This window comes from Burkholderia sp. COPS, from assembly GCF_019425585.1.
In the GTDB taxonomy this organism is placed as follows: Bacteria; Pseudomonadota; Gammaproteobacteria; order Burkholderiales; family Burkholderiaceae; genus Burkholderia; species Burkholderia cepacia.
The window spans coordinates 18,029-36,252 of the sequence record NZ_WIXR01000056.1; the positions used below are offsets into that span (position 1 = coordinate 18,029).

At 67.1% G+C, this 18,224-nt stretch carries 15 protein-coding genes; 4 read left to right on the plus strand and 11 right to left on the minus strand.

The window, feature by feature from the left end; genetic code table 11:
- Nucleotides 1-72 precede the first annotated feature (72 nt).
- A complete protein-coding gene (locus FOZ70_RS33170; protein ID WP_219707598.1) occupies nucleotides 73-978 on the minus strand; it encodes a LysR family transcriptional regulator in 906 nt (301 codons plus the stop codon).
- A 90-nt stretch (nucleotides 979-1,068) separates the two neighbouring features.
- Between FOZ70_RS33170 and FOZ70_RS33175 the strand changes: the two genes are divergently transcribed.
- Entirely contained in the window at nucleotides 1,069-1,599 is a 531-nt protein-coding gene (locus FOZ70_RS33175) for a DMT family transporter (RefSeq protein WP_059857881.1), read from the plus strand.
- A gap of 40 nt (nucleotides 1,600-1,639) precedes the next feature.
- On the opposite strand, the gene FOZ70_RS33180 is transcribed toward FOZ70_RS33175, so the two are convergent.
- From FOZ70_RS33180 to FOZ70_RS33210, 7 genes are all read right to left on the minus strand, one after another.
- The gene (locus FOZ70_RS33180; RefSeq protein WP_011355572.1) at nucleotides 1,640-2,005 is read right to left on the minus strand and encodes a response regulator; all 366 of its coding nucleotides are present in this window, start codon (nucleotides 2,003-2,005) and stop codon (nucleotides 1,640-1,642) included.
- A 35-nt stretch (nucleotides 2,006-2,040) separates the two neighbouring features.
- Nucleotides 2,041-3,000 carry a chemotaxis protein CheX gene (locus tag FOZ70_RS33185; protein WP_059623307.1) on the minus strand — a complete coding sequence of 320 codons (960 nt, stop codon included), beginning with the start codon at nucleotides 2,998-3,000 and terminating at the stop codon, nucleotides 2,041-2,043.
- A gap of 32 nt (nucleotides 3,001-3,032) precedes the next feature.
- Complete coding sequence (locus FOZ70_RS33190; RefSeq protein ID WP_219707599.1) at nucleotides 3,033-3,614, minus strand: hypothetical protein; 582 nt, start codon at nucleotides 3,612-3,614, stop codon at nucleotides 3,033-3,035.
- A complete protein-coding gene (locus tag FOZ70_RS33195) occupies nucleotides 3,611-4,339 on the minus strand; it encodes a methyl-accepting chemotaxis protein (protein WP_219707605.1) in 729 nt (242 codons plus the stop codon). Before FOZ70_RS33195 ends, FOZ70_RS33190 begins: the two co-directional genes overlap by 4 nt.
- 22 nt (nucleotides 4,340-4,361) lie before the next feature.
- Nucleotides 4,362-6,734, minus strand: coding sequence for an MCP four helix bundle domain-containing protein (locus FOZ70_RS33200; RefSeq protein WP_219707600.1), 2,373 nt, complete (start codon nucleotides 6,732-6,734; stop codon nucleotides 4,362-4,364).
- Nucleotides 6,735-7,185: 451 nt separating this feature from the next.
- Nucleotides 7,186-8,916 carry a cation acetate symporter gene (locus tag FOZ70_RS33205; protein WP_021161373.1) on the minus strand — a complete coding sequence of 577 codons (1,731 nt, stop codon included), beginning with the start codon at nucleotides 8,914-8,916 and terminating at the stop codon, nucleotides 7,186-7,188.
- Nucleotides 8,913-9,221 carry a DUF485 domain-containing protein gene (locus tag FOZ70_RS33210; protein WP_021161374.1) on the minus strand — a complete coding sequence of 103 codons (309 nt, stop codon included), beginning with the start codon at nucleotides 9,219-9,221 and terminating at the stop codon, nucleotides 8,913-8,915. Before FOZ70_RS33210 ends, FOZ70_RS33205 begins: the two co-directional genes overlap by 4 nt.
- A gap of 272 nt (nucleotides 9,222-9,493) precedes the next feature.
- Between FOZ70_RS33210 and FOZ70_RS33215 the strand changes: the two genes are divergently transcribed.
- Nucleotides 9,494-10,177 carry a phospholipase gene (locus tag FOZ70_RS33215; protein WP_219707601.1) on the plus strand — a complete coding sequence of 228 codons (684 nt, stop codon included), beginning with the start codon at nucleotides 9,494-9,496 and terminating at the stop codon, nucleotides 10,175-10,177.
- A gap of 50 nt (nucleotides 10,178-10,227) precedes the next feature.
- On the opposite strand, the gene FOZ70_RS33220 is transcribed toward FOZ70_RS33215, so the two are convergent.
- Both FOZ70_RS33220 and FOZ70_RS33225 read right to left on the minus strand, forming a co-directional pair.
- Nucleotides 10,228-11,739, minus strand: coding sequence for an amino acid permease (locus FOZ70_RS33220; protein ID WP_219707602.1), 1,512 nt, complete (start codon nucleotides 11,737-11,739; stop codon nucleotides 10,228-10,230).
- 106 nt (nucleotides 11,740-11,845) lie between these two features.
- On the minus strand, nucleotides 11,846-13,252 hold the full coding sequence (locus FOZ70_RS33225; RefSeq protein ID WP_219707603.1) for an aspartate ammonia-lyase: 1,407 nt from the start codon (nucleotides 13,250-13,252) through the stop codon (nucleotides 11,846-11,848).
- A 141-nt stretch (nucleotides 13,253-13,393) separates the two neighbouring features.
- Between FOZ70_RS33225 and FOZ70_RS33230 the strand changes: the two genes are divergently transcribed.
- Entirely contained in the window at nucleotides 13,394-14,368 is a 975-nt protein-coding gene (locus tag FOZ70_RS33230) for a LysR family transcriptional regulator (protein WP_027791264.1), read from the plus strand.
- Nucleotides 14,369-14,469: 101 nt separating this feature from the next.
- On the opposite strand, the gene FOZ70_RS33235 is transcribed toward FOZ70_RS33230, so the two are convergent.
- Nucleotides 14,470-15,534 (minus strand): asparaginase, encoded by a 1,065-nt coding sequence (locus FOZ70_RS33235; protein ID WP_219707604.1) that lies wholly within the window; start codon nucleotides 15,532-15,534, stop codon nucleotides 14,470-14,472.
- Nucleotides 15,535-15,856: 322 nt separating this feature from the next.
- On the opposite strand from FOZ70_RS33235, the gene FOZ70_RS33240 reads away from it, so the two are divergent.
- On the plus strand, nucleotides 15,857-18,097 hold the full coding sequence (locus FOZ70_RS33240; RefSeq protein WP_059651037.1) for a TonB-dependent receptor: 2,241 nt from the start codon (nucleotides 15,857-15,859) through the stop codon (nucleotides 18,095-18,097).
- Nucleotides 18,098-18,224 lie beyond the last annotated feature (127 nt).

Below are 18,224 nucleotides of genomic sequence, written 5' to 3' on the forward strand. Positions count from 1 at the left end.
CCCTCGGCACCCGCAGGATACGGACATCGCGGCACGCTGTAAATTGCGCACGCGGCCGGCCGCGCCGCGCGCCTACCCGCCGCTCGCGACGCGCGCGATCGTCTGACGCAGCCAGATGTGTGCGGCGTCGCCGTGCCGGCGCGCGTGCCAGTGCTGCGCGAACTCGAACGAATCGATCGGGAACGGCGGCTCGAACACGCGCAGGCGCGCATCGTCTCGCACGCGGTCGAGATTGCGTCGCGCGACGGTCAGCACGAGGTCGGTGCCGGCGATCAGGTCGTTCGCGACGCCCCAGAACGGCAGGATCACCGCGATGTGCCGCTCGCGGCGCAGCCGCGCGAGCGCGCGATCGACTTCGTTGTCCATCCCGTCGCGCATCGCGACCAGCGCATGCGGCCGCGCGAGCCACGCGTCGAGCGCGAGTTCGCCGCGGCGCGGCAGGCGGCCCGCATCGGCCGCGCACGCGAACGATTCGACGAACAGCGGCTGCGCATGCAGGTCGCGCTGCAACGCGGGCAGCACGCCGAGCGCGAGGTCGATCTCGCCGTCCATCAACTGCATCCGCATCGCCTCGCGCGTGGCCTGCGACACGATCAGCTCGATGCCCGGCGCGTCGGCACGCAGCGTCTTCACGAGCGCCGGCAGCACGATCCGCGCGCCGTAGTCGGACATCGCGATGCGAAACACGCGCGTGGCCGCGGACGGGTCGAACGCGGGCGGCTCGATCAGCGCACCGAGCCGGCCGAGGACGTCGTTCAGCGGCTCGACGAGTTCGTTCGCGCGCGCGGTCAGCTCGAGCCGGCCCGCGCGCCGCACGAGCAGCGGATCGCCGAAGATCTCGCGCAGCCGCGCGAGCGCGTGGCTCACGGCCGGCTGGCTGCGGTGCAGCCGGACGGCGGTGCGCGAGATGTGCCTTTCGCTCAGCAGCGCATGCAGCGTCACGAGCAGGTTCAGGTCGATGCGGGCCAGGTTATTCATGAAAGGAATATGAAGCATCCGAAGAACGAATTTCCATTCGCCATCTTAATGGACGACACTCATTTCAATATCCTTTCGCGACCGACCACGATGACGACGTCCCTTTCCTTCGCCACCCTTCCGCTCGCCGCCGCGGCTTTCGCCGCCGGCGCGCTCGTGCCGCTGCAAGGCGGCAGCAACGCCGCGCTCGGGCGCGCGCTCGGCCACCCGCTGTGGGCGAGCGTCGCGTCGCTGACGGTCAGCCTGCTCGCGGTGCTGCCCGTGCTGCTGGCCACCCGCGCGAACGCGCCGCTCGTCGGCGACGCGCTGCAGCGCCCGCTGTGGATGTGGCTCGGCGGCCTCGCGGGCGTGATCTACATCACGCTCGCGCTGATCCTGACGCCGCGGCTCGGCGCGACGACCTTCATCGTGTGCGTCGTCGCCGGGCAGACGCTCGCGTCGCTGCTGATCGACCACTACGGGCTGATGGGGCTCGCGCAACGGCTCGCGACACCCGGCCGCGTCGCGGGCGTCGCGCTGATCTTCGCGGGGATGATCGTCGTGCAATGGCAGACGCCCGCGCCACGCGTGCCGGCCGCAGCCGGCGAAACGGCGACCGCGCAACCCGAACCGCAGCGCTGAATACGCGACCGGTCGCGGGCGCGCCCCGGCGCCCGGTGCGTCAGCCCGCGAGTTTCTTCAGCGCGTCGAGCACCGCGTCGCCCTTGAACGGCTTCACGATCCAGCCCTTCACGCCGGCGGCCTTGCCGCGCTCCTTCATCGCCGGGCTGCTTTCGGTCGTCAGCATCACGACGTTGACCGTCGAATTCGCCAGTTCGCCGCGGATCTTCTCGACCATCGTCAGGCCGTCCATGTTCGGCATGTTCACGTCGCTGATCACGAGGCGCACGCCGGGCGTCGCCTTGAGCTTCGCGAGCCCGTCCTTGCCGTCGACGGCCGTCGCGACGTCGAGCCCGTGATTGCGCAGGAAACCCGCGACCTCGTCGCGCACCGTGCCCGAATCGTCGACCACCAGAATCTTTGCCATGCTGTATTCCCCTTTCCTTGTTGCGACTTCAACATTCAAAACAGTTCGAGTTCACCCGATTCGACCATCGGCCCCACGTCCTGCACCGATTCGCGGAAATCCTCCGGCGACCAGCTCAGGCTGAACACGAAGCGCTGGTCGATGCAGACGGCGCGCCCCGATGCCGGGTCGGTCATCCGGTACTTGAAGCAGAGCTGCGGGCAGTCGCCGCCGAACGAGATGAACTTCTGCTTATGATTGACGACGAGCGGCACCTGCACCGGATGGCGCGCCAGCGCCTCGGCGTCGCCGAGATAGCGGTTCTTGAACGCGCCCCACACGAGATTGGTGAGTTCGCCGAGCACGCTGTTCACGTCGCGGAAATCCGGCGCGCGGCCGGCCTCGCGCGTGCCGCCGAGCATGTCGAGCAGCGGCTGCTCGCTCGTCTGCAGCAGCATGTAACCGCGGCACCACGCACTTTCGAGCGCGATCAGGCTGAACACTTCGCCGAAGATGATCTGGTCGCGCACGATGCACGGCGTTTCGTGCTCGATCGTCATGCCCGGGAACAGGCTGTCGATGCGCGCCTCGGTGATCTCCGAGATGCCGCGCACGAGCGCGTTCGGGTAATCGCGGCCGAACAGGTATTCGTCGATCGCGCGCTTGAGCGGCGTCATGTCGTCCGCGACGTAGGCCGCGCACGCAACACGCGCGAGCGCCTCCGGCAACCCGTCGCGCGACGCATGCGAGTCGCGGCGCAGGATGATCGGCAGCTCGGGGCGCAGCGCATCGATCTGCGTCGCGATGATCGCGCTCTCGGCCGGCGAGCCGCCGTAATCCTCGGCCAGCAGGATCGCGCCGAGGTCGATGTTCGAACGCAGCACCTTCAGCAGCCGGTTGCGCCGCACGGTCAGGCCGACTAGGTTGTGCTCGTCGCAGAAACGCTTGATCGCGTCGGCGTGCGCGCGACTGTCGTCCAGCACGAGCACCTTGCTGACGGGTTGGTCTACGGTCATCTCAAGGTTTCCTAATGGTCGGTCAGGGTCGGTCAGAACAGTTCGAGCTCGCCGCCGGTTTCCATCACGGCCGTTTCCGGCACATGGAAATCGACCGGCGCGTTCGCGCATACGCACAGCGTCGCGCCGACCCGCACGTCGCCGTCGAGCGTCAGGTCGTAAGCGGCCACGTGATCGGGCGACAGCGCGCCCAGGTAATCGATGCTCGATCCGCTCAGCAGATAAGGCGTCGACATCCCCAGGTCGGGAAACGGGGCGGTCAGCGCCTGGTTGATCGCGCCGCAGCACAGGTTCGCGACCTCCATGAACGCTTCGGGCAGCGGCCGCTGGCTGCCGGTGCCCGCGGTCGCGCCGGCGAAATAGCGGCGCGTCGCGTCGTCGTCGCTGAAGCGCAGCGCGAGCAGCAGGCGGAAATGCAGCGCCGAGATCGTCAGCGCCGCGACGTGCTCGGGCACCGTCAGCTTCGCGCGCGACTTCGCGTGTGCGTGATCGTGCGCGTCGTGTGCCGCGCCGGCGGCCGGCCGGATGTCGCACGCACCGCCGGATGCGAGCCGCGTGCGCGCCGCATCGAAGAAGATCCGCTCGAAACCGGCTTTCGCCTGCGCGCTGATCACGCCGCGCCTCCGTCGATCCGCGCATGCAGTTGCCCGGCCAGCGCCTCGACGGTCGCGAGCGCGGCCGTGATCATCTTGCCGCCGGCCTGGATGTCCTGGAACGTCGCGGCCGTCACGAGATCGTTGCGGTTCAGGCTGTCGCGATAGCTGTTCGACAGCTGCTGCGAGCGCGCGGCCAGTCCGCGCACCTCGCTCGCGACGATCGAGAAGCCGCGCCCGGCCGTGCCGGCGCGCGCCGCCTCGATCGACGCGTTCAGCGACACGATCGATACGTGCGCGACGATCGCCGACAGTTCCTGGTTCTTCGTGCGCATGTCCTGGTTCTGCGTGGTCAGCGAGATCATCTGCTCGTGCCAGCGCTCGAAGGTGCCGGCGAGCCCGCGCAGGCGCGCGGCTTCGTCGGCGATCTTCTGCGCGTGCTGCGCCAGCGCGGCGCGATCGGCCGACATGGCCTGCAGCGCGTCACGCTGCGTGCCGGCCGCGGAAGTCTCGCGTGCCAGCGCCTCCTCGAGCTGCGCCTCGCGGTGCGCCCATGCGTCGGCCGCCTCCGCGTGCGCGGCCGCCGCCTGTTCGGCACGCTCGCCGGCCGCGTCGAGCGCATCGCGCAACGTGCGCGCATCGCGCTCCAGCACAGCAATGAGCCGCTTGCGCATCACGCGAAAACCGATCGCCGCCACGACTGCGACGACTGCGCCGCCCGCCAGCGCGGCGGCCATCTGGATCATCCACGCCTGCACGATCACTTCGTCACTCCACCGCGCCGACGTCCGCGCTGCGCGTGCGCTCGTGAGCGGCACCGTCCGCCGCGAAGCGGGCCGGCAACGACACGATCGTTTCGAACGCACGATACGGCGCGCCGACACGATCGTCGGTGAAGCGCAGCGCGATATCGCCACCGTCGCGCTTCAGGAAGTTGCGCACCGCGTCCATGCCGACGCCGCGCCCCGACACTTCGGTCACGGCACTCGCGGTCGAGAAGCCCGGGCGGAAGATCAGCTCGGCCACCGCGTCGTCGGACAGCGTCGCGTCGTGGTCGGCATCGATCCAGCCCCGCTCGCGCGCGATGCCGCGAATCCGGTCGAGCGCGAGGCCGCGGCCGTCGTCGCTCAGCACGAACCACAGCTCGCCGCCGCCCACACCGACCGCAATGTCGATCGTGCCGGATGCCGCCTTGCCGGCCGCGCGGCGTTCGTCGGACGATTCGATCCCGTGGTCGATCGCGTTGCGCAGCAGGTGCATGAACACGTTCTTCAGCGTCGCGACGATTTCGCTGCGCACGCGCTGGCCATGGCTGTCGATATGCACGACGGGCGCCGGCTTGCCGAGTTCCGCCGCGAGCGACGGCAGCGACTCGATCACGCCGCCGAGCGCATCGCCGATCCCCTGCGTGCCGAGCTGGCTCAGCATGCGGCGTACGGCATCGCGTGCCGCGTGCCAGTCGGCCGCGTTCGCCGGATCGGCGCCGTCGAGCACGCGCAGGCTCTCGCTGATGTGCGCGCGCTCGACCATCAGGAAGTCGGCGCCGCCCTGCACCGCGTCACCGCTGCGGCCCAACGTGACCGCGTTGATCGTCGCGTAGTGCTCGACGGCCTCGCGCACGCGCGCCAGGTCGTCCATCAGCGCGTCGCGGTTCCACTCGGGGCCGCCGTCCGCGCGGCGCAGCGAGTCGTACGCCTGCTCCGCTTCGTGGACGATGTTCGTCAGGTGCTGGAGGCTGTACGTGCGTGCATTGCCCTTGATCGTGTGCATGTTGCGGAACAGCGCCGCGACGATCGAGTGATCGGCACGCTCGTGCTGGCGGATCATCCGCTCGTTCTCGCTGAGGAAACCCTTCGCGCTGTGCACGAAGTCGTGGAACTTGTCCTGGCTGATCGACAGGATCTCGCCGATCATCTCGAGGCGGCGCTGCTGCTCGCCGGCCTGCGCGGTCAGCTCGCGGATCTCGGTCACGTCGCGCACGCACAGCATCAGGCGCACCACCGTGTCGGTCTCGTCGGTGATCGCCGACCAGCTCAGGTCGAGCCACTTCTCGCGGCCGTCCGGCATCCGCTTCGCGACTTCATTCACCAGCAGGTGCTCGTTGAACTCGAAGTTCATGCTGTCTTCGCCGAGGCACGCATGCACGGCCGCGTCGACCTGCGAACGCGCGTCGGCACCGATCGCCGAATCGTCGAACACGAGCGCCATCAGGTCGCGGCCGGCGATGTCGCTCGTCTCGAAGATGGTCTCCAGGTACGCGGAATACTCGGCATGCACGACGCCGCCTTCGACGACGGTCAGGATCCCCTGCTGCATGTTCTGCAGCATCGCCTGGATGTCCGCCGTCTTCTGCTTGAGCTGCGCGGCGTTCTCCTGGATCTTCTCGATCATCCCGTTGAACGCGACGATCGAATGGCCGATTTCGTCCATCCGGCCCACCGGCACGCGGCGCGTGAAATCCTGGCTCGCCGCGATCTCGCTCATCGCCGTCTGCATCCCGATCAGCGGGCGCGTGATCTGGCGATACAGCAGCAAGCCGAGCGCGGTCAGCAGCACGATCACCGTACCGGCGACGCCCGCGATCGCGGTCGCCGTCGTCGAGAGCATCCCGTTCAGCGCGCTGATCGCGACGTCCTTCTGGCGGTTCTTCTCGACGCGCAGCGTGTCGACGATGCTTTCGAGTTCGTCGCGATACTGCGCGACGTTCGCGAACAGGTACGCCTGCGCCATCTCGGGCTTGCCGTCGGCCTTCATCTTCACGGTATCGTCGATCGCCGCGAAATAGTTCGCGGCGCTGTCCTTCGCCTGCGACACGAGCCCGACCTGCGCCTGGCCGACCGCCGACTTCGCCTGCACGTCGAGTGCGGCGCGCAGCGCGGCCTGCTTCGCCTTCAGCTCGTCGCGCGCCTGGGCGGCGGTATTCGCGTCGGGCGCGTAGACGAGCGTCATCGTCGCGATCTGGATGTTCTTCACATCGGCGACGAGATCGGCCGACGCGAGCGCGCTCGGCACGATGCCCTGGGTGACCTGACGCACCTCCGACGCGCTCTTGCGCGTCTGGTACACGGCATAGATGCCGATCGCGGACAGCGCGAAGAACGTCAGGACGACTAGCAGCGTAATGCGGTGACGGATGGTCATGAGTCCAGCTCCCCGCGGCGATCCGGCTTCGACCGCCGTTTGGTCTATTGAAAGAATGTGAGCGCCGAATTATCGGGGATGGTGTATGACGCTCCGATGACCGGAAATCAATCGTTCATTGATAAAAATGCAATGAATAATTGTGGCGAAAGAACCCTAAAGTATTGCCGGGATCTGCCGTTAACCTTGTGCCTCAAGGCTTCTGCCGGGGCGCCTGCGTGACCGCAAATCCGGGATTCGGATATTTTTTTTTATTTATTCGATCCGCGAATTGACCGCTAAATGGATTTCGTAAAACGTTTGCGAATTATCGGCGAATCCAGCTGAACGCGCGATTTTTTATTGCCGTTGAATCATTGGACGGACGGGTGAAAACGATACCGCCCGCCCCGAGGCTGACGATGCGATGAACGGCATCGTCGGCCCCCGGGCGGGCGTGACCGGCGGCCGGTCAGTGGCTGCTGGCGCGGGTCGCCCCCAGGCCCGTTTCCGAGCGCACCTGCTGCGCGGCGAACGCGCCCTTCTCCGACCGTGCGCGCGCGCTCGAGTCAAGCACCGAGAACAGCCACACGCCCACGAAGCCGATGGTCATCGAGAACAGCGCGGGCGACGTGTACGGGAACCACGCCGAACCCTTCGGATAACCGAGCGTTGCCTCCCACACCGACGGCGACACGATGGTCAGCCCCACCGACGATGCCAGCCCCAGGAACCCGCCGATGACCGCGCCGCGCGTGGTGCAGCCCTTCCACATCATCGACAGGAACAGCACCGGGAAGTTGGCCGACGCCGCCACGGCAAAGGCCAGCGACACCATGAACGCGACGTTCTGCTTCTCGAACGCGATGCCCAGCAGCACGGCGATCACGCCGAGCACCAGCGTCGTGATGCGCGACACCTTCAGTTCGTCGGCACTGTCGGCCTTGCCGTTCTTGAAGACGGTCGCATAGAGATCGTGCGACACCGCGGACGCGCCGGACAGCGTGAGCCCGGCGACCACCGCCAGGATCGTCGCGAAGGCCACGGCCGAGATGAAGCCGTAGAACACATCGCCGCCCACCGTCTTGGCCACCAGCACCGCGGCCATGTTGGCCGTGCCCGCGCCGCCCTTGATCACGCCCTTGGCCACGTCGGACAGTTCCGGATTGGTCAGCACCAGCGTGATCGCGCCGAAGCCGATGATGAAGATCAGCACGTAGAAATAGCCGATCCAGGTGGTGGCCCAGAACACCGACTTGCGCGCTTCCTTCGCATCCGGCACGGTGAAGAAGCGCATCAGGATGTGCGGCAGGCCGGCGGTGCCGAACATCAGCGCCATGCCGAACGAGATGGCCGAGACCGGATCCTTGATGAACCCGCCCGGCGACATGACCGACAGCCCGATACGGGTCGCGTCGTCCGGCGACTTGCCCGCGTTCGCCGCAATCGCGGTCTTGACCTCCACGGCATGGGCGAACAGCGCCTCCGGGCTGAAGCCGTACTGCGCGAGCACCATGATCGCCATGAACGTCACGCCCGCGAGCAGCATGCATGCCTTGATGATCTGCACCCAGGTGGTCGCGGTCATGCCGCCGAACAGCACGTAGACCATCATCAGCGCGCCGACGATCACGACGGCCACCCAGTAGTCGAGACCGAACAGCAGCTTGATGAGCTGCCCCGCGCCCACCATCTGCGCGATCAGGTAGAACGCCACCACCACCAGCGTGCCGACCGCGGCGAAACTGCGGATCGGACCCTGCTCGAAGCGGTAGCCCGCGACGTCGGCGAAGGTGAACTTGCCGAGGTTGCGCAGCCGCTCGGCCATCAGGAACGTGATGACCGGCCAGCCGACCAGAAAGCCGATCGAATAGATCAGGCCGTCGTAACCCGACGTCATCACCGCGGCGGAAATGCCGAGGAAGGAGGCGGCCGACATGTAGTCGCCCGAAATCGCCAGCCCGTTCTGGAACCCGGTGATGCCGCCGCCGGCCGTATAGAAATCCGCGGCGGAACGCGTGCGGGAAGCCGCCCACTTGGTGATCCAAAGCGTCCCTGCCACGAACAGCGCGAACAGGACGATGGCCGTGGTGTTGGTCGCCTGCTTGGCGGTCTGCCCGACATCGCCGCCGCCCGCGACGGCCACGCCGCACGCGCCCGCGGCCAGCAGCGCGACCAGCATCGTCGAAAGTGTCTTGTTCATCGGGCGACATCCTGCAGGATGTCCTGCGTCAGTTGGTCGTATTCGTTGTTGGCGCGGCGCACGTAGATGCCGGTGATGACGACGGTGAATACGATCACCGCCATGCCGATCGGCACGCCGACACTCGTCACGCCGGTGCTCACGGGCTTCGCGAGAAACGACTTGTCGAATGCGATCAGTGCGATGTAGCCGTAGTAGACGATCAGCATCAGCACGGTCAGGCAGATGCCGAGCGTATTGCGCCGTCGCTTGAGCTGCGCGTACTTCGGATGCGCTTCGATTTTTTTCACCAACCCATCATGCATCGCCTGTCTCCTGGTTTGCTTTTTGAATGAGTTCGGCGATTCTGAATAGCGAAGCTGACTGCGTGCTTACTCGATCGTGCGCGCGCGGCATTCCGGGCACTATGGTTTTCCCTAGCGGGTTCGGGCGTGGTGGCGGCATCGCCTGCGCATGAGCGGCAGGCTCGATGCACCGAATTCATTCCCATCAGGAAACAATCAATCGCTCGCCGACGATTCACCCGCCCGCCCGTACGCTCTAGACTGTCGCATCGTTCCCCTTCCGGATTCACGCAATGACCGACGTCCTGCCGCTGACCACCGATCCCGAGTCGGGCCTCCAATACCGGCTGCGCCCGTCCGCCGGCCGCCCCGTTGCCCGCCTGTTGCTGCTGCATGGCGTCGGCGGCAACGAAACCAACCTGCTGAACCTGGCCGGCATCATCGATCCGCGGATCGAGATCGCGTTCCTGCGCGCCCCGCTCACGTTCGGGCCCGGCCAGCATGCATGGTTTCCGGTGCGCTTCGGCCCGAACGGCCCCGAAATCGACGCGGCCCGCGCGAATGAAAGCCGCATTCAGCTGATCACGCTGCTGCGTGCCTTCCGCGGCCGCGACGGCGCGGCTTCCGCATTGCCGACCGTGATCGCCGGCTTCAGCCAGGGCGGCATCATGAGCGCGGGCGTCGGCCTCACGTCGCCGGACGATGTCGCCGCCTTCGCGGTGCTGTGCGGGCGCATCCTGCCCGAAATCGATCCGCTGATCGCGCCGCGCGATGCGCTTCGCCCGCTCCATGCGCTGATCGTGCACGGCCGCTTCGACGACAAGCTGCCCGTCGCGTGGGCCGACACCGCCGACGCGAAACTCACGTCGCTCGGTGTCGCGCACGATACGCGGCTGTACGACGCCGGTCACGAACTGACCGAGGAAATGGCCGGCGACTTCAGCCGATGGGTCGGTGAACGCGCCGGCTTGAACTGACTGCGCCGGTACGCCGGCCGCGAACGGGCCGGCGCGCCCGGCGAGTACCGTCAGGCACCCTGTACCGGATCGGCGACAGTGCCCGTGGCCACGGACGTACGCGCATTCGCCGCCTGCTCTCGCGCCGCACCGCGCTTCGCCAGCTTCCAGCCCACCACGAGTGCGAGCACGACGACCGGAATCATCGCGATGGTCCACGTGCCGCCCGGATAGTCGAACGCCATCAGCACCAGCACGCCGACGAGGAAGGCCAGCGTGAGCCACGACGTGAACGGCGCGCCGGGCATCCGGAACGACACCGCCTTCAGCTCGCCGCGATCGACCGCGCGGCGGAACAGGATCTGGCACATGACGATGAAGCCCCAGGTCGTGATGATCCCGAGCGACGCCATGTTCAGCACGATCTCGAACGCCTGCGCCGGCACGATGTAGTTCAACGGCACGCCGATCGCGTTGATCGCGACCGTGATCAGGATCCCGCCGTACGGCACGCCGCGTGCGTTCATCCGCGACACGAAGCGCGGCGCCGATCCGCCCATCGCCAGCGAGCGCAGCACGCGCCCGGTCGAATAGAGGCCGGAGTTCAGGCTCGACAGCGCGGCGGTCAGCACCACGACGTTCATCACGGTACCGACGTACGGCACGCCGAGCTTGCTGAAGAACGTCACGAACGGGCTTTCGTGCGAGCTGTATGCCGTCCACGGCAGCAGCATCGTCAACAGCACGACGGAGCCGACATAGAACAGCGCAATGCGCCACATCACGCTGTTGATCGCCTTCGGCAGCACCTTGCGCGCATCGGCGGTCTCGCCCGCCGCGACGCCGACGAGCTCGATGCTCGCGTACGCGAACACGACGCCCTGCACGATCAGCACCGCCGGCAGGAGGCCATGCGGAAAGATCCCGCCGTGATCCGCGACCAGGTGAAGCCCCGGCATCTGCCCGGCAACCGGATGGCCGCTCGCGAGAAACACCGCGCCGACCGCGAGGAACACCGCGAGCGTCCCCACCTTGACGAGCGAGAACCAGAACTCCATCTCGCCGAACACCTTCACGCCGATCATGTTCATCACCGACACGATCCCGAGCGCACCGAGCGCGAACACCCACTGCGGCACGTCCGTGAACACGGCCCAGTACTTCATGTAGATCGCGACCGCCGTGATGTCGACGATGCCGGTCGTCGCCCAGTTCAGGTAGTACATCCAGCCCGCGACGAACGATGCGCGCTCGCCCATGAACTCCCGCGCGTACGACACGAAGCTGCCGCTGGTCGGCCGGTGCATCACGAGCTCACCGAGCGCGCGCATGATCAGGAAGGCGAACACGCCGCAGACGAGATACACGAGCGCGAGCGCGGGCCCCGCGCTCTGCAGGCGTCCACCCGCACCGAGAAAGAGGCCGGTGCCGATCGCACCGCCCATCGCGATCATCTGCACGTGCCGCGGCTTCAACTGCTTCGCGTAACCGGCCTCGTGCGACGCGAACATCGCGTCGGGATCGGCATGACGGGAATCCGCGCCGCCGGCCGGACCGGCCGGGCGCTCGCTGCTGTGGTTCATCGTGAGTCTCCGTAGTTTCTTGATGTGTCGCGCCCCGCGCGGGGGCGCTGATGAAATGGCGGCCCGCCGGGCGCTCGACGCGCGCGCCGGCGGCCCTCGGCCGGCGTCAAAGCACGCGCGGCCGGATCAGCGCTTCGGGCCGAAGCGCTTCGTCTACCTGTGCATCGGTCATCCACTCGCGCTCGAGTACGACCTCGCGAATCGACTTGCCGGTTGCGTGCGCTTCGGCCGCGACGGCGGTCGCGCGCTTGTAGCCGATGTACGGATTCAGCGCGGTCGCGAGTGCGACCGAGCGCTCCATCGTTTCGCGCAGCCGCTCGGGGTTCGCGGTGATCCCGCTCACGCAGCGCTGCGCCAGCGTCGTGCAGGCGGCCGTCAGGTGGCTGAAGCTGCGGAACAGCGCGCTGGCGATCACCGGCTCGAACGCGTTGAGCTGAAGCTGCCCGGCCTCGGCGGCGAAGGTCACGGTCAGGTCGTTGCCGAACACCTCGAACGCAACCTGGTTGACGACTTCCGGGATCACCGGATTCACCTTGCCGGGCATGATCGACGAGCCGGCCTGCACCGGCGGCAGGTTGATCTCGCCGAACCCCGCGCGCGGGCCGCTCGACAGCAGCCGCAGGTCGTTGCAGATCTTCGACAGCTTCGCGGCGATCCGCTTGAGCACGCCCGAGACCTGCACGAACGCACCGCAATCCTGGGTCGCCTCGATCAGGTTCGGCGCGGTGCTCAGGTCGAGCCCGGTAATGCGCCGCAGCGCCGCCAGCGCCTTCTCCGCGTATTGCGGATGCGCGGTGATGCCCGTGCCGATCGCGGTCGCGCCGAGGTTGATCTCGCGAATCAGCCAGCCGGCTTCCTGCAGGCGTGCAATGTCTTCCGTCAGCATTACCGCGTAGGTCGAGAATTCCTGGCCGAGCGTCATCGGCACCGCGTCCTGCAATTGCGTGCGGCCGAGCTTCAGCAGGCCGGCGAACGCGTCGGCCCGCTCGGCGAACGCATCGCGCAGGCGCGCCATCGCTTCGAGCAGGTGCTCGAGCGCGAAGCAGGTCGCGACGCGGATCGCGGTCGGATAGACGTCGTTGGTGCTCTGCGCGAGATTGACGTGTTCGTTCGGATGCAGGTATTCGTACTGCCCGCGCGCGTGCCCCATGAGTTCGAGCGCGCGGTTGCAGATCACCTCGTTCGCGTTCATGTTGGTCGACGTGCCGGCCCCGCCCTGGATCACGTCGACGACGAACTGGTCGTGCAGTCGCCCTTCGCGAATCTCGACGCACGCGGCGGCGATCGCATCGCGGTACGGTCGCGGCAGCAGCCCGAGCTCGCAGTTCGCGTCGGCCGCGGCCTCCTTCACGGCAGCGAGCGCCATCACGAGGTACGGCAGCGACGCGATGGTGCGGCCCGAAATGTCGAAGTTCTCTTTCGCGCGCAGCGTATGGACGCCGTAATACGCGTCGTCCGGAATACTTCGTTTGCCTAAAAGATCCGCTTCGACGCGGAAGCCGTTTTCTGTCATCGTGCCCTCCTGGATGTCTCGTACCGCTCGCCGTTCGCCGCTTCCCGACGCGACGGGTTCGCATTCTATGCCTTTGCAAAAACAAGCTCGCTTATGTATTATCGAAAGCGGTTTTGCGTGGGACGCAACAGCGAGAATCGAATGAAAAAAGGCGCGAGAGAAACCGGCATCGATCACATGGGCGCGATGCGCGCGTTCGTGAGAGTGGTCGAAACAGGGAGTTTTTCGGCGGTCGCGAAGGAGATGCACGTGTCGACGTCGACGGTCGCGCGCAAGGTCACGGCGATCGAGGAGGCACTCGGCGTCGCGCTGCTGCACCGCTCGACGCACAGCGTCACGCTGACCGAGGCCGGCCATATCTACCTGGAACGCGCCGTCACGCTGATCGCCGATCTCGACGACACACTGCGTGTCGTCGCCGAGCTGAATGCGCAGCCGAGCGGCCCGCTGAAGCTCACCGCGCCGGTTGCGTTCGGCCGCCGCCATCTCGCCCCGCTGGTCGCGCCGTTTCTCGCGCGCTACCCGACGATCCAGCTCGACGTGCGCCTCACCGACAACCACAACGACCTCGTGGCCGGCGGCTTCGACCTCGACATTCACGAAGGCGAGAACTACCTGGACAACCTCGTCGTCCACCGCCTGTCGCGCAACGACAGCATCCTGTGCGCGACGCCCGGCTATCTCGACCGCTGCGGGCGCCCGTCCACGCCGGATGACCTCAAGCAACACAACTGCCTGCGCTACGTGCACCCCGAAGGCGATCCGCGCTGGGAGCTCGTGAACGGCGACGCGCATCACAGCCTGCTGCCGGCCGGCAACCTCGTCACCGACCATTCGGAGCTGCTGCTCGAAGCGACCTGCGCGGGGCTCGGCATCGCGGAGTTCGAGATCTGGCTGGTGCGCGACCTGCTCGCGAGCGGGCGGCTCGAAGCCGTGCTGCCGCGCTACCGGCTGCTGAACCGGCTGACGGGCGAATACATCTACATCGCGTATCTGGCGAACCGGCGCAGCTCGGCGAAGCTGCGCGTCCTGAAGGACTTTCTCGCGGAACACCTCGCGCACATCGGCGAGCTGTCGGCGCTGGAGCTGGGGAAGATTCGCGGCGCGCGCACGTAGCACCTGCGCCCGCGTTCATGCCCGCGCCGGCCGGCAGGCATGGGCCCGCCGCCGCGCCCGGCCCGGGGTGCGGGCCGGCGGCAGCGGCGCATCCGCGCCGGTCAGGCCGGCTGCAATTCGAACGGGAACGTGGCGTGCCCGATCTCGACGCCCTGCGTGTTGCGCATCGGCGGCCGATGGAAAGCGGCCAGTTGCGCGCGCTGCCCGGCCGTGCCGATCTGCAGCCGCTCGAGGAGCTCGCTGACGACCATGTAGAGCACATCGAGATTGCCGTCCTCGATCTTCACCGAGATGCCGAGCGCGCCATCGGCGCCCAGCTGCCGCGTGCGCGCCGACGCACGCACGCCGATCCCGTAGCACGCATCGGCGCCGAGCTTGCCGACCACCTGCCCGTCGAACGCCTTCATCAGCACCGTGCAATAGCGCCCGTCGCCGGCCACCAGTTCCGGATACGCGGTCATCGCACGATGAATGCGCGCCAGCGCGCGCACGCGATCGCTGATTGCGTCACCGCCCGCCTCCACCGTATCCGCCCCGTCGGCCAGCGATGCGTACAGGCGCGCCAGCCGGTCCAGCGGAAACGCCGGCGTCGGCAGGTTGCACCCGTCGATCGCCCAGCCCACTTCGTCGTCACGCAGCCCGCACGCATCGGCCACCACCTGCTTCACGCGCACCTGCATCGGATGCTCGGGCAGATGGTAATCGGCGATCGCGGCGCCGATCGCCTGCGCGCCGGCCAGCATCCCGACATGCTTGCCCGAACAGTTGCTGCATACGCCGGTCGGCGTGTAGTCGCGCTTGATCCACGCACGGTACACCGCGTCGGACAACGGCGGATGGCCGCCGCAACGCAAGTCCGATTCCTGCGCGGCGACTTTTGCGAGCATCGCGCGCGTGCGTTCGATATGCCGGTCCTCGCTGCTGTGCGACGCGCACATCAGCGCGATGTCCGCATCGTCGAAGCCGAAGCGCTCGGGCGCACCCGTCTCGATCACCGACAGCGCCTGGGCCGGCTTCGCCGCCGACCGCGCGAGCGTCATCCGGAACGGATCGCCGAACCGGGCCAGCAGCCTGCCGCGTGCATCGACCACCGCCACATCGGCGAGGTGCGTGTTCTCGATCGCCTTGCCGCGGTACGTGACGACTGCTGCGCGTTGGGTGTCCATCGTATGTTGTCTCCATGCTCGGGGCCTGCTTGCCGGGGCCCATCCAACCGGTACGGCAGTGTAGCGAGTCGCCGCGCCACGCGCCGGCCCGGCCATGGAAAGCGGTGTTGCATGCGACGCAAAGGCGATCGCGCCCCCACGAAGACCTGACCAAATTAGTACAAAAACCATTCAATCGTTTACAGAATTGGTACCAATCCGTACAATTGCGATCGCAAACGCGAATCATACGCATTTACATTGACGTTTTCCGATGTTCCGCACTGCCCGGCCTGCATCGAGAAGACGCGCCCGCTCACCGAACCTTCTGCTGCCTCTCGATATGCCCGCCCAGTTCAAGACGAGGCCTCGCGCCCTCGTGTCGGCGCTGACCTGCTCCGTTTTCCTGACCCCGCTGCTCGCTTCCGCCGAAACGGTACCCTCTCCCGCGCCCGCCGCCGACCAGCCGGCCCCGTCGGCCGACGTGCAGGCGACGCTGCCGACGATCACGATCCAGTCGTCCGCGCCGTCGGACATGCAGGTGAAGCAATCGCCGTCGTACAAGTTCACCGCGCCGCTGCTCGATACGCCGCGCTCGGTCACGGTGATCCCCGAGCAACTGATCAAGGAAAAGAACGTCACGTCGTTCGCGGACGCGCTGCGCTCGGTACCGGGCATCACGTTCCTCGGCGGCGATGCGGCCGCGAACCCGTCGGCCGACCGCCCGGTGATCCGCGGCTTCGAGTCGCGCAACTCGATCTTCGTCGACGGGATGCGCGACTCGGGGCTGCAGAACCGCGAAACGTTCGCGGTCGAGCAGATCAGCGTGATCAAGGGCCCCGATTCGGTCTACGCGGGCCGCGGCTCGGTGGGCGGCAGCATCGACATCGTCACGAAGACGCCGAAGAACGACGATTTCATCAACAGCAGCATCGGTTTCGGCACCGACGGCTACAAGCGCGCGACGGTCGACGCGAACCGCAAGATCAACGACACGACGGCCGTGCGCCTGAACGTGATGGGTCACGACGCGAACCAGGCCGGCCGCAACGACGTGTACAACAAGCGCTGGGGTGTCGCGCCGTCGATCGTGTTCGGGCTGAACACGCCGACCACGGTCACGGTCAGCTATTACCACATGAACTCGTACGACATGCCGGACTTCAGCGTGCCGTTCCGCGCGTCGGGCGGCACGCCGGTGCCGACCGATCGCGGGCAGTTCTTCGGGTTGAACACGCGCGACTACCGCTACGGGCAGACCGACACCGCCGAAGTGCGCGTCGAGCACAAGCTCAACGACGACTGGAAGCTGAAGAACACGACGATGTTCGGCCGCTCGACGCTCGATTACGTCGCGACGAACCCGCAGATCCTCGCGTCGAATCCGAACATGCTGAGCCTGCAGGCAAAGAGCGGCAAGTACGCGCTCAACGGCTTCTCGAACCAGACCGAGGTGACCGGCAGCGCGAGCCTGTTCGGCATGAAGCACACGATGACGGCCGGCGTCGAGTTCAGCCATGAACAGGCGCGCTACGAGGGCTACCTCGTGTCGGATTCGGCCGGCCACAACATCCGCTCGGGCGGCCCTTGCTCGGTGGCCGGCAACTGCACGCCGCTCGCGGGCGGCTGGAACCCGAACATGCCGTGGACCGGCAGCATCGTGCTGAACGGCGACAAGGGCTTCCCCGGCGCGACGACGAACACGCGCACCGACACCGTGTCGGCGTACATCTTCGATACCGTGAAGCTGTCCGAGCGCTGGCAGTTCAACACGGGGCTGCGCTTCGACCGCTACGACACGACCGGCAAGCAGGCCGGCGTCGCCGACCTGTCGAACACGTCGAACCTGTTCAGCTACCAGTTCGGCCTCGTGTTCAAGCCGGTGAGCAACGTGAGCCTGTATGCGTCGTACGGCACGTCGTCGAACCCGCCGGGGTCGAACGGCGGCCTCGGCGGCGGCACCGACCAGATCACCGCGACGAACCAGGACCTCGCGCCGGAGCGCTCGCGCAACATCGAGATCGGCGCGAAGTGGGACGTGCTGCGGGATCAACTGTCGCTGACGTCGGCGCTGTTCCAGACCGAGAAGACCAACGCGCGCGTGAGCGACGGCCTCGGTCACACGGTCAACGCGGGCAAGCAGCGCGTGCGCGGTTTCGAATTCGGCTTCGCGGGCAACATGACGCCGAAGTGGCACGTGTTCGGCGGCTACTCGTACCTGAACGCGATCACGACCGACGCGGGCCCCGGCAGCCCGGGCGCATCGGGCCTGCCGATGGTGATGGTGCCGAAGCACAACTTCACGCTGTGGACGAGCTACGACGTGATGCCGAAGCTCACGCTCGGCGCCGGTGCGACGGTGATGAGCCAGACCTATGCGTCGGTATCCGCGACGACGAAGAAATGGACGCCCGGCTACGCGCGCTTCGACGCGGCCGCCACCTGGCGCGTGAACAAGACGATGGACGTCCAGCTGAACGTGCAGAACCTGTTCGACAAGAAGTATTACGCGAGCGCGTACCCGATCTACGCGACCTGGGCGCCGGGCCGTTCGGCGATGGTCACGCTCAACTTCTATCAGTAACGCGGTTGGCGGCGGGAGGGCGTGGTACGCCCCTCCTCGCCGCGCTCACCACGGCAGCGAATACGTCTTCACGTTCGTGAAGCTCTTCATCGCTTCCTGCACGCCTTCCTTGTACCCCAGCCCCGAA

Coding starts and splice junctions, on each gene's coding strand:
- FOZ70_RS33215 (WP_219707601.1), top strand. CDS start 9,494: ATGACCGACGTCCTGCCGCTGACCACCGATCCCGAGTCGGGCCTCCAA.
- FOZ70_RS33195 (WP_219707605.1), bottom strand. CDS start 4,339: ATGATCCAGATGGCCGCCGCGCTGGCGGGCGGCGCAGTCGTCGCAGTC.
- FOZ70_RS33235 (WP_219707604.1), bottom strand. CDS start 15,534: ATGGACACCCAACGCGCAGCAGTCGTCACGTACCGCGGCAAGGCGATC.
- FOZ70_RS33230 (WP_027791264.1), top strand. CDS start 13,394: ATGAAAAAAGGCGCGAGAGAAACCGGCATCGATCACATGGGCGCGATG.
- FOZ70_RS33170 (WP_219707598.1), bottom strand. CDS start 978: ATGAATAACCTGGCCCGCATCGACCTGAACCTGCTCGTGACGCTGCAT.
- FOZ70_RS33225 (WP_219707603.1), bottom strand. CDS start 13,252: ATGACAGAAAACGGCTTCCGCGTCGAAGCGGATCTTTTAGGCAAACGA.
- FOZ70_RS33185 (WP_059623307.1), bottom strand. CDS start 3,000: ATGACCGTAGACCAACCCGTCAGCAAGGTGCTCGTGCTGGACGACAGT.
- FOZ70_RS33220 (WP_219707602.1), bottom strand. CDS start 11,739: ATGAACCACAGCAGCGAGCGCCCGGCCGGTCCGGCCGGCGGCGCGGAT.
- FOZ70_RS33210 (WP_021161374.1), bottom strand. CDS start 9,221: ATGCATGATGGGTTGGTGAAAAAAATCGAAGCGCATCCGAAGTACGCG.
- FOZ70_RS33240 (WP_059651037.1), top strand. CDS start 15,857: ATGCCCGCCCAGTTCAAGACGAGGCCTCGCGCCCTCGTGTCGGCGCTG.
- FOZ70_RS33175 (WP_059857881.1), top strand. CDS start 1,069: ATGACGACGTCCCTTTCCTTCGCCACCCTTCCGCTCGCCGCCGCGGCT.
- FOZ70_RS33205 (WP_021161373.1), bottom strand. CDS start 8,916: ATGAACAAGACACTTTCGACGATGCTGGTCGCGCTGCTGGCCGCGGGC.
- FOZ70_RS33180 (WP_011355572.1), bottom strand. CDS start 2,005: ATGGCAAAGATTCTGGTGGTCGACGATTCGGGCACGGTGCGCGACGAG.
- FOZ70_RS33200 (WP_219707600.1), bottom strand. CDS start 6,734: ATGACCATCCGTCACCGCATTACGCTGCTAGTCGTCCTGACGTTCTTC.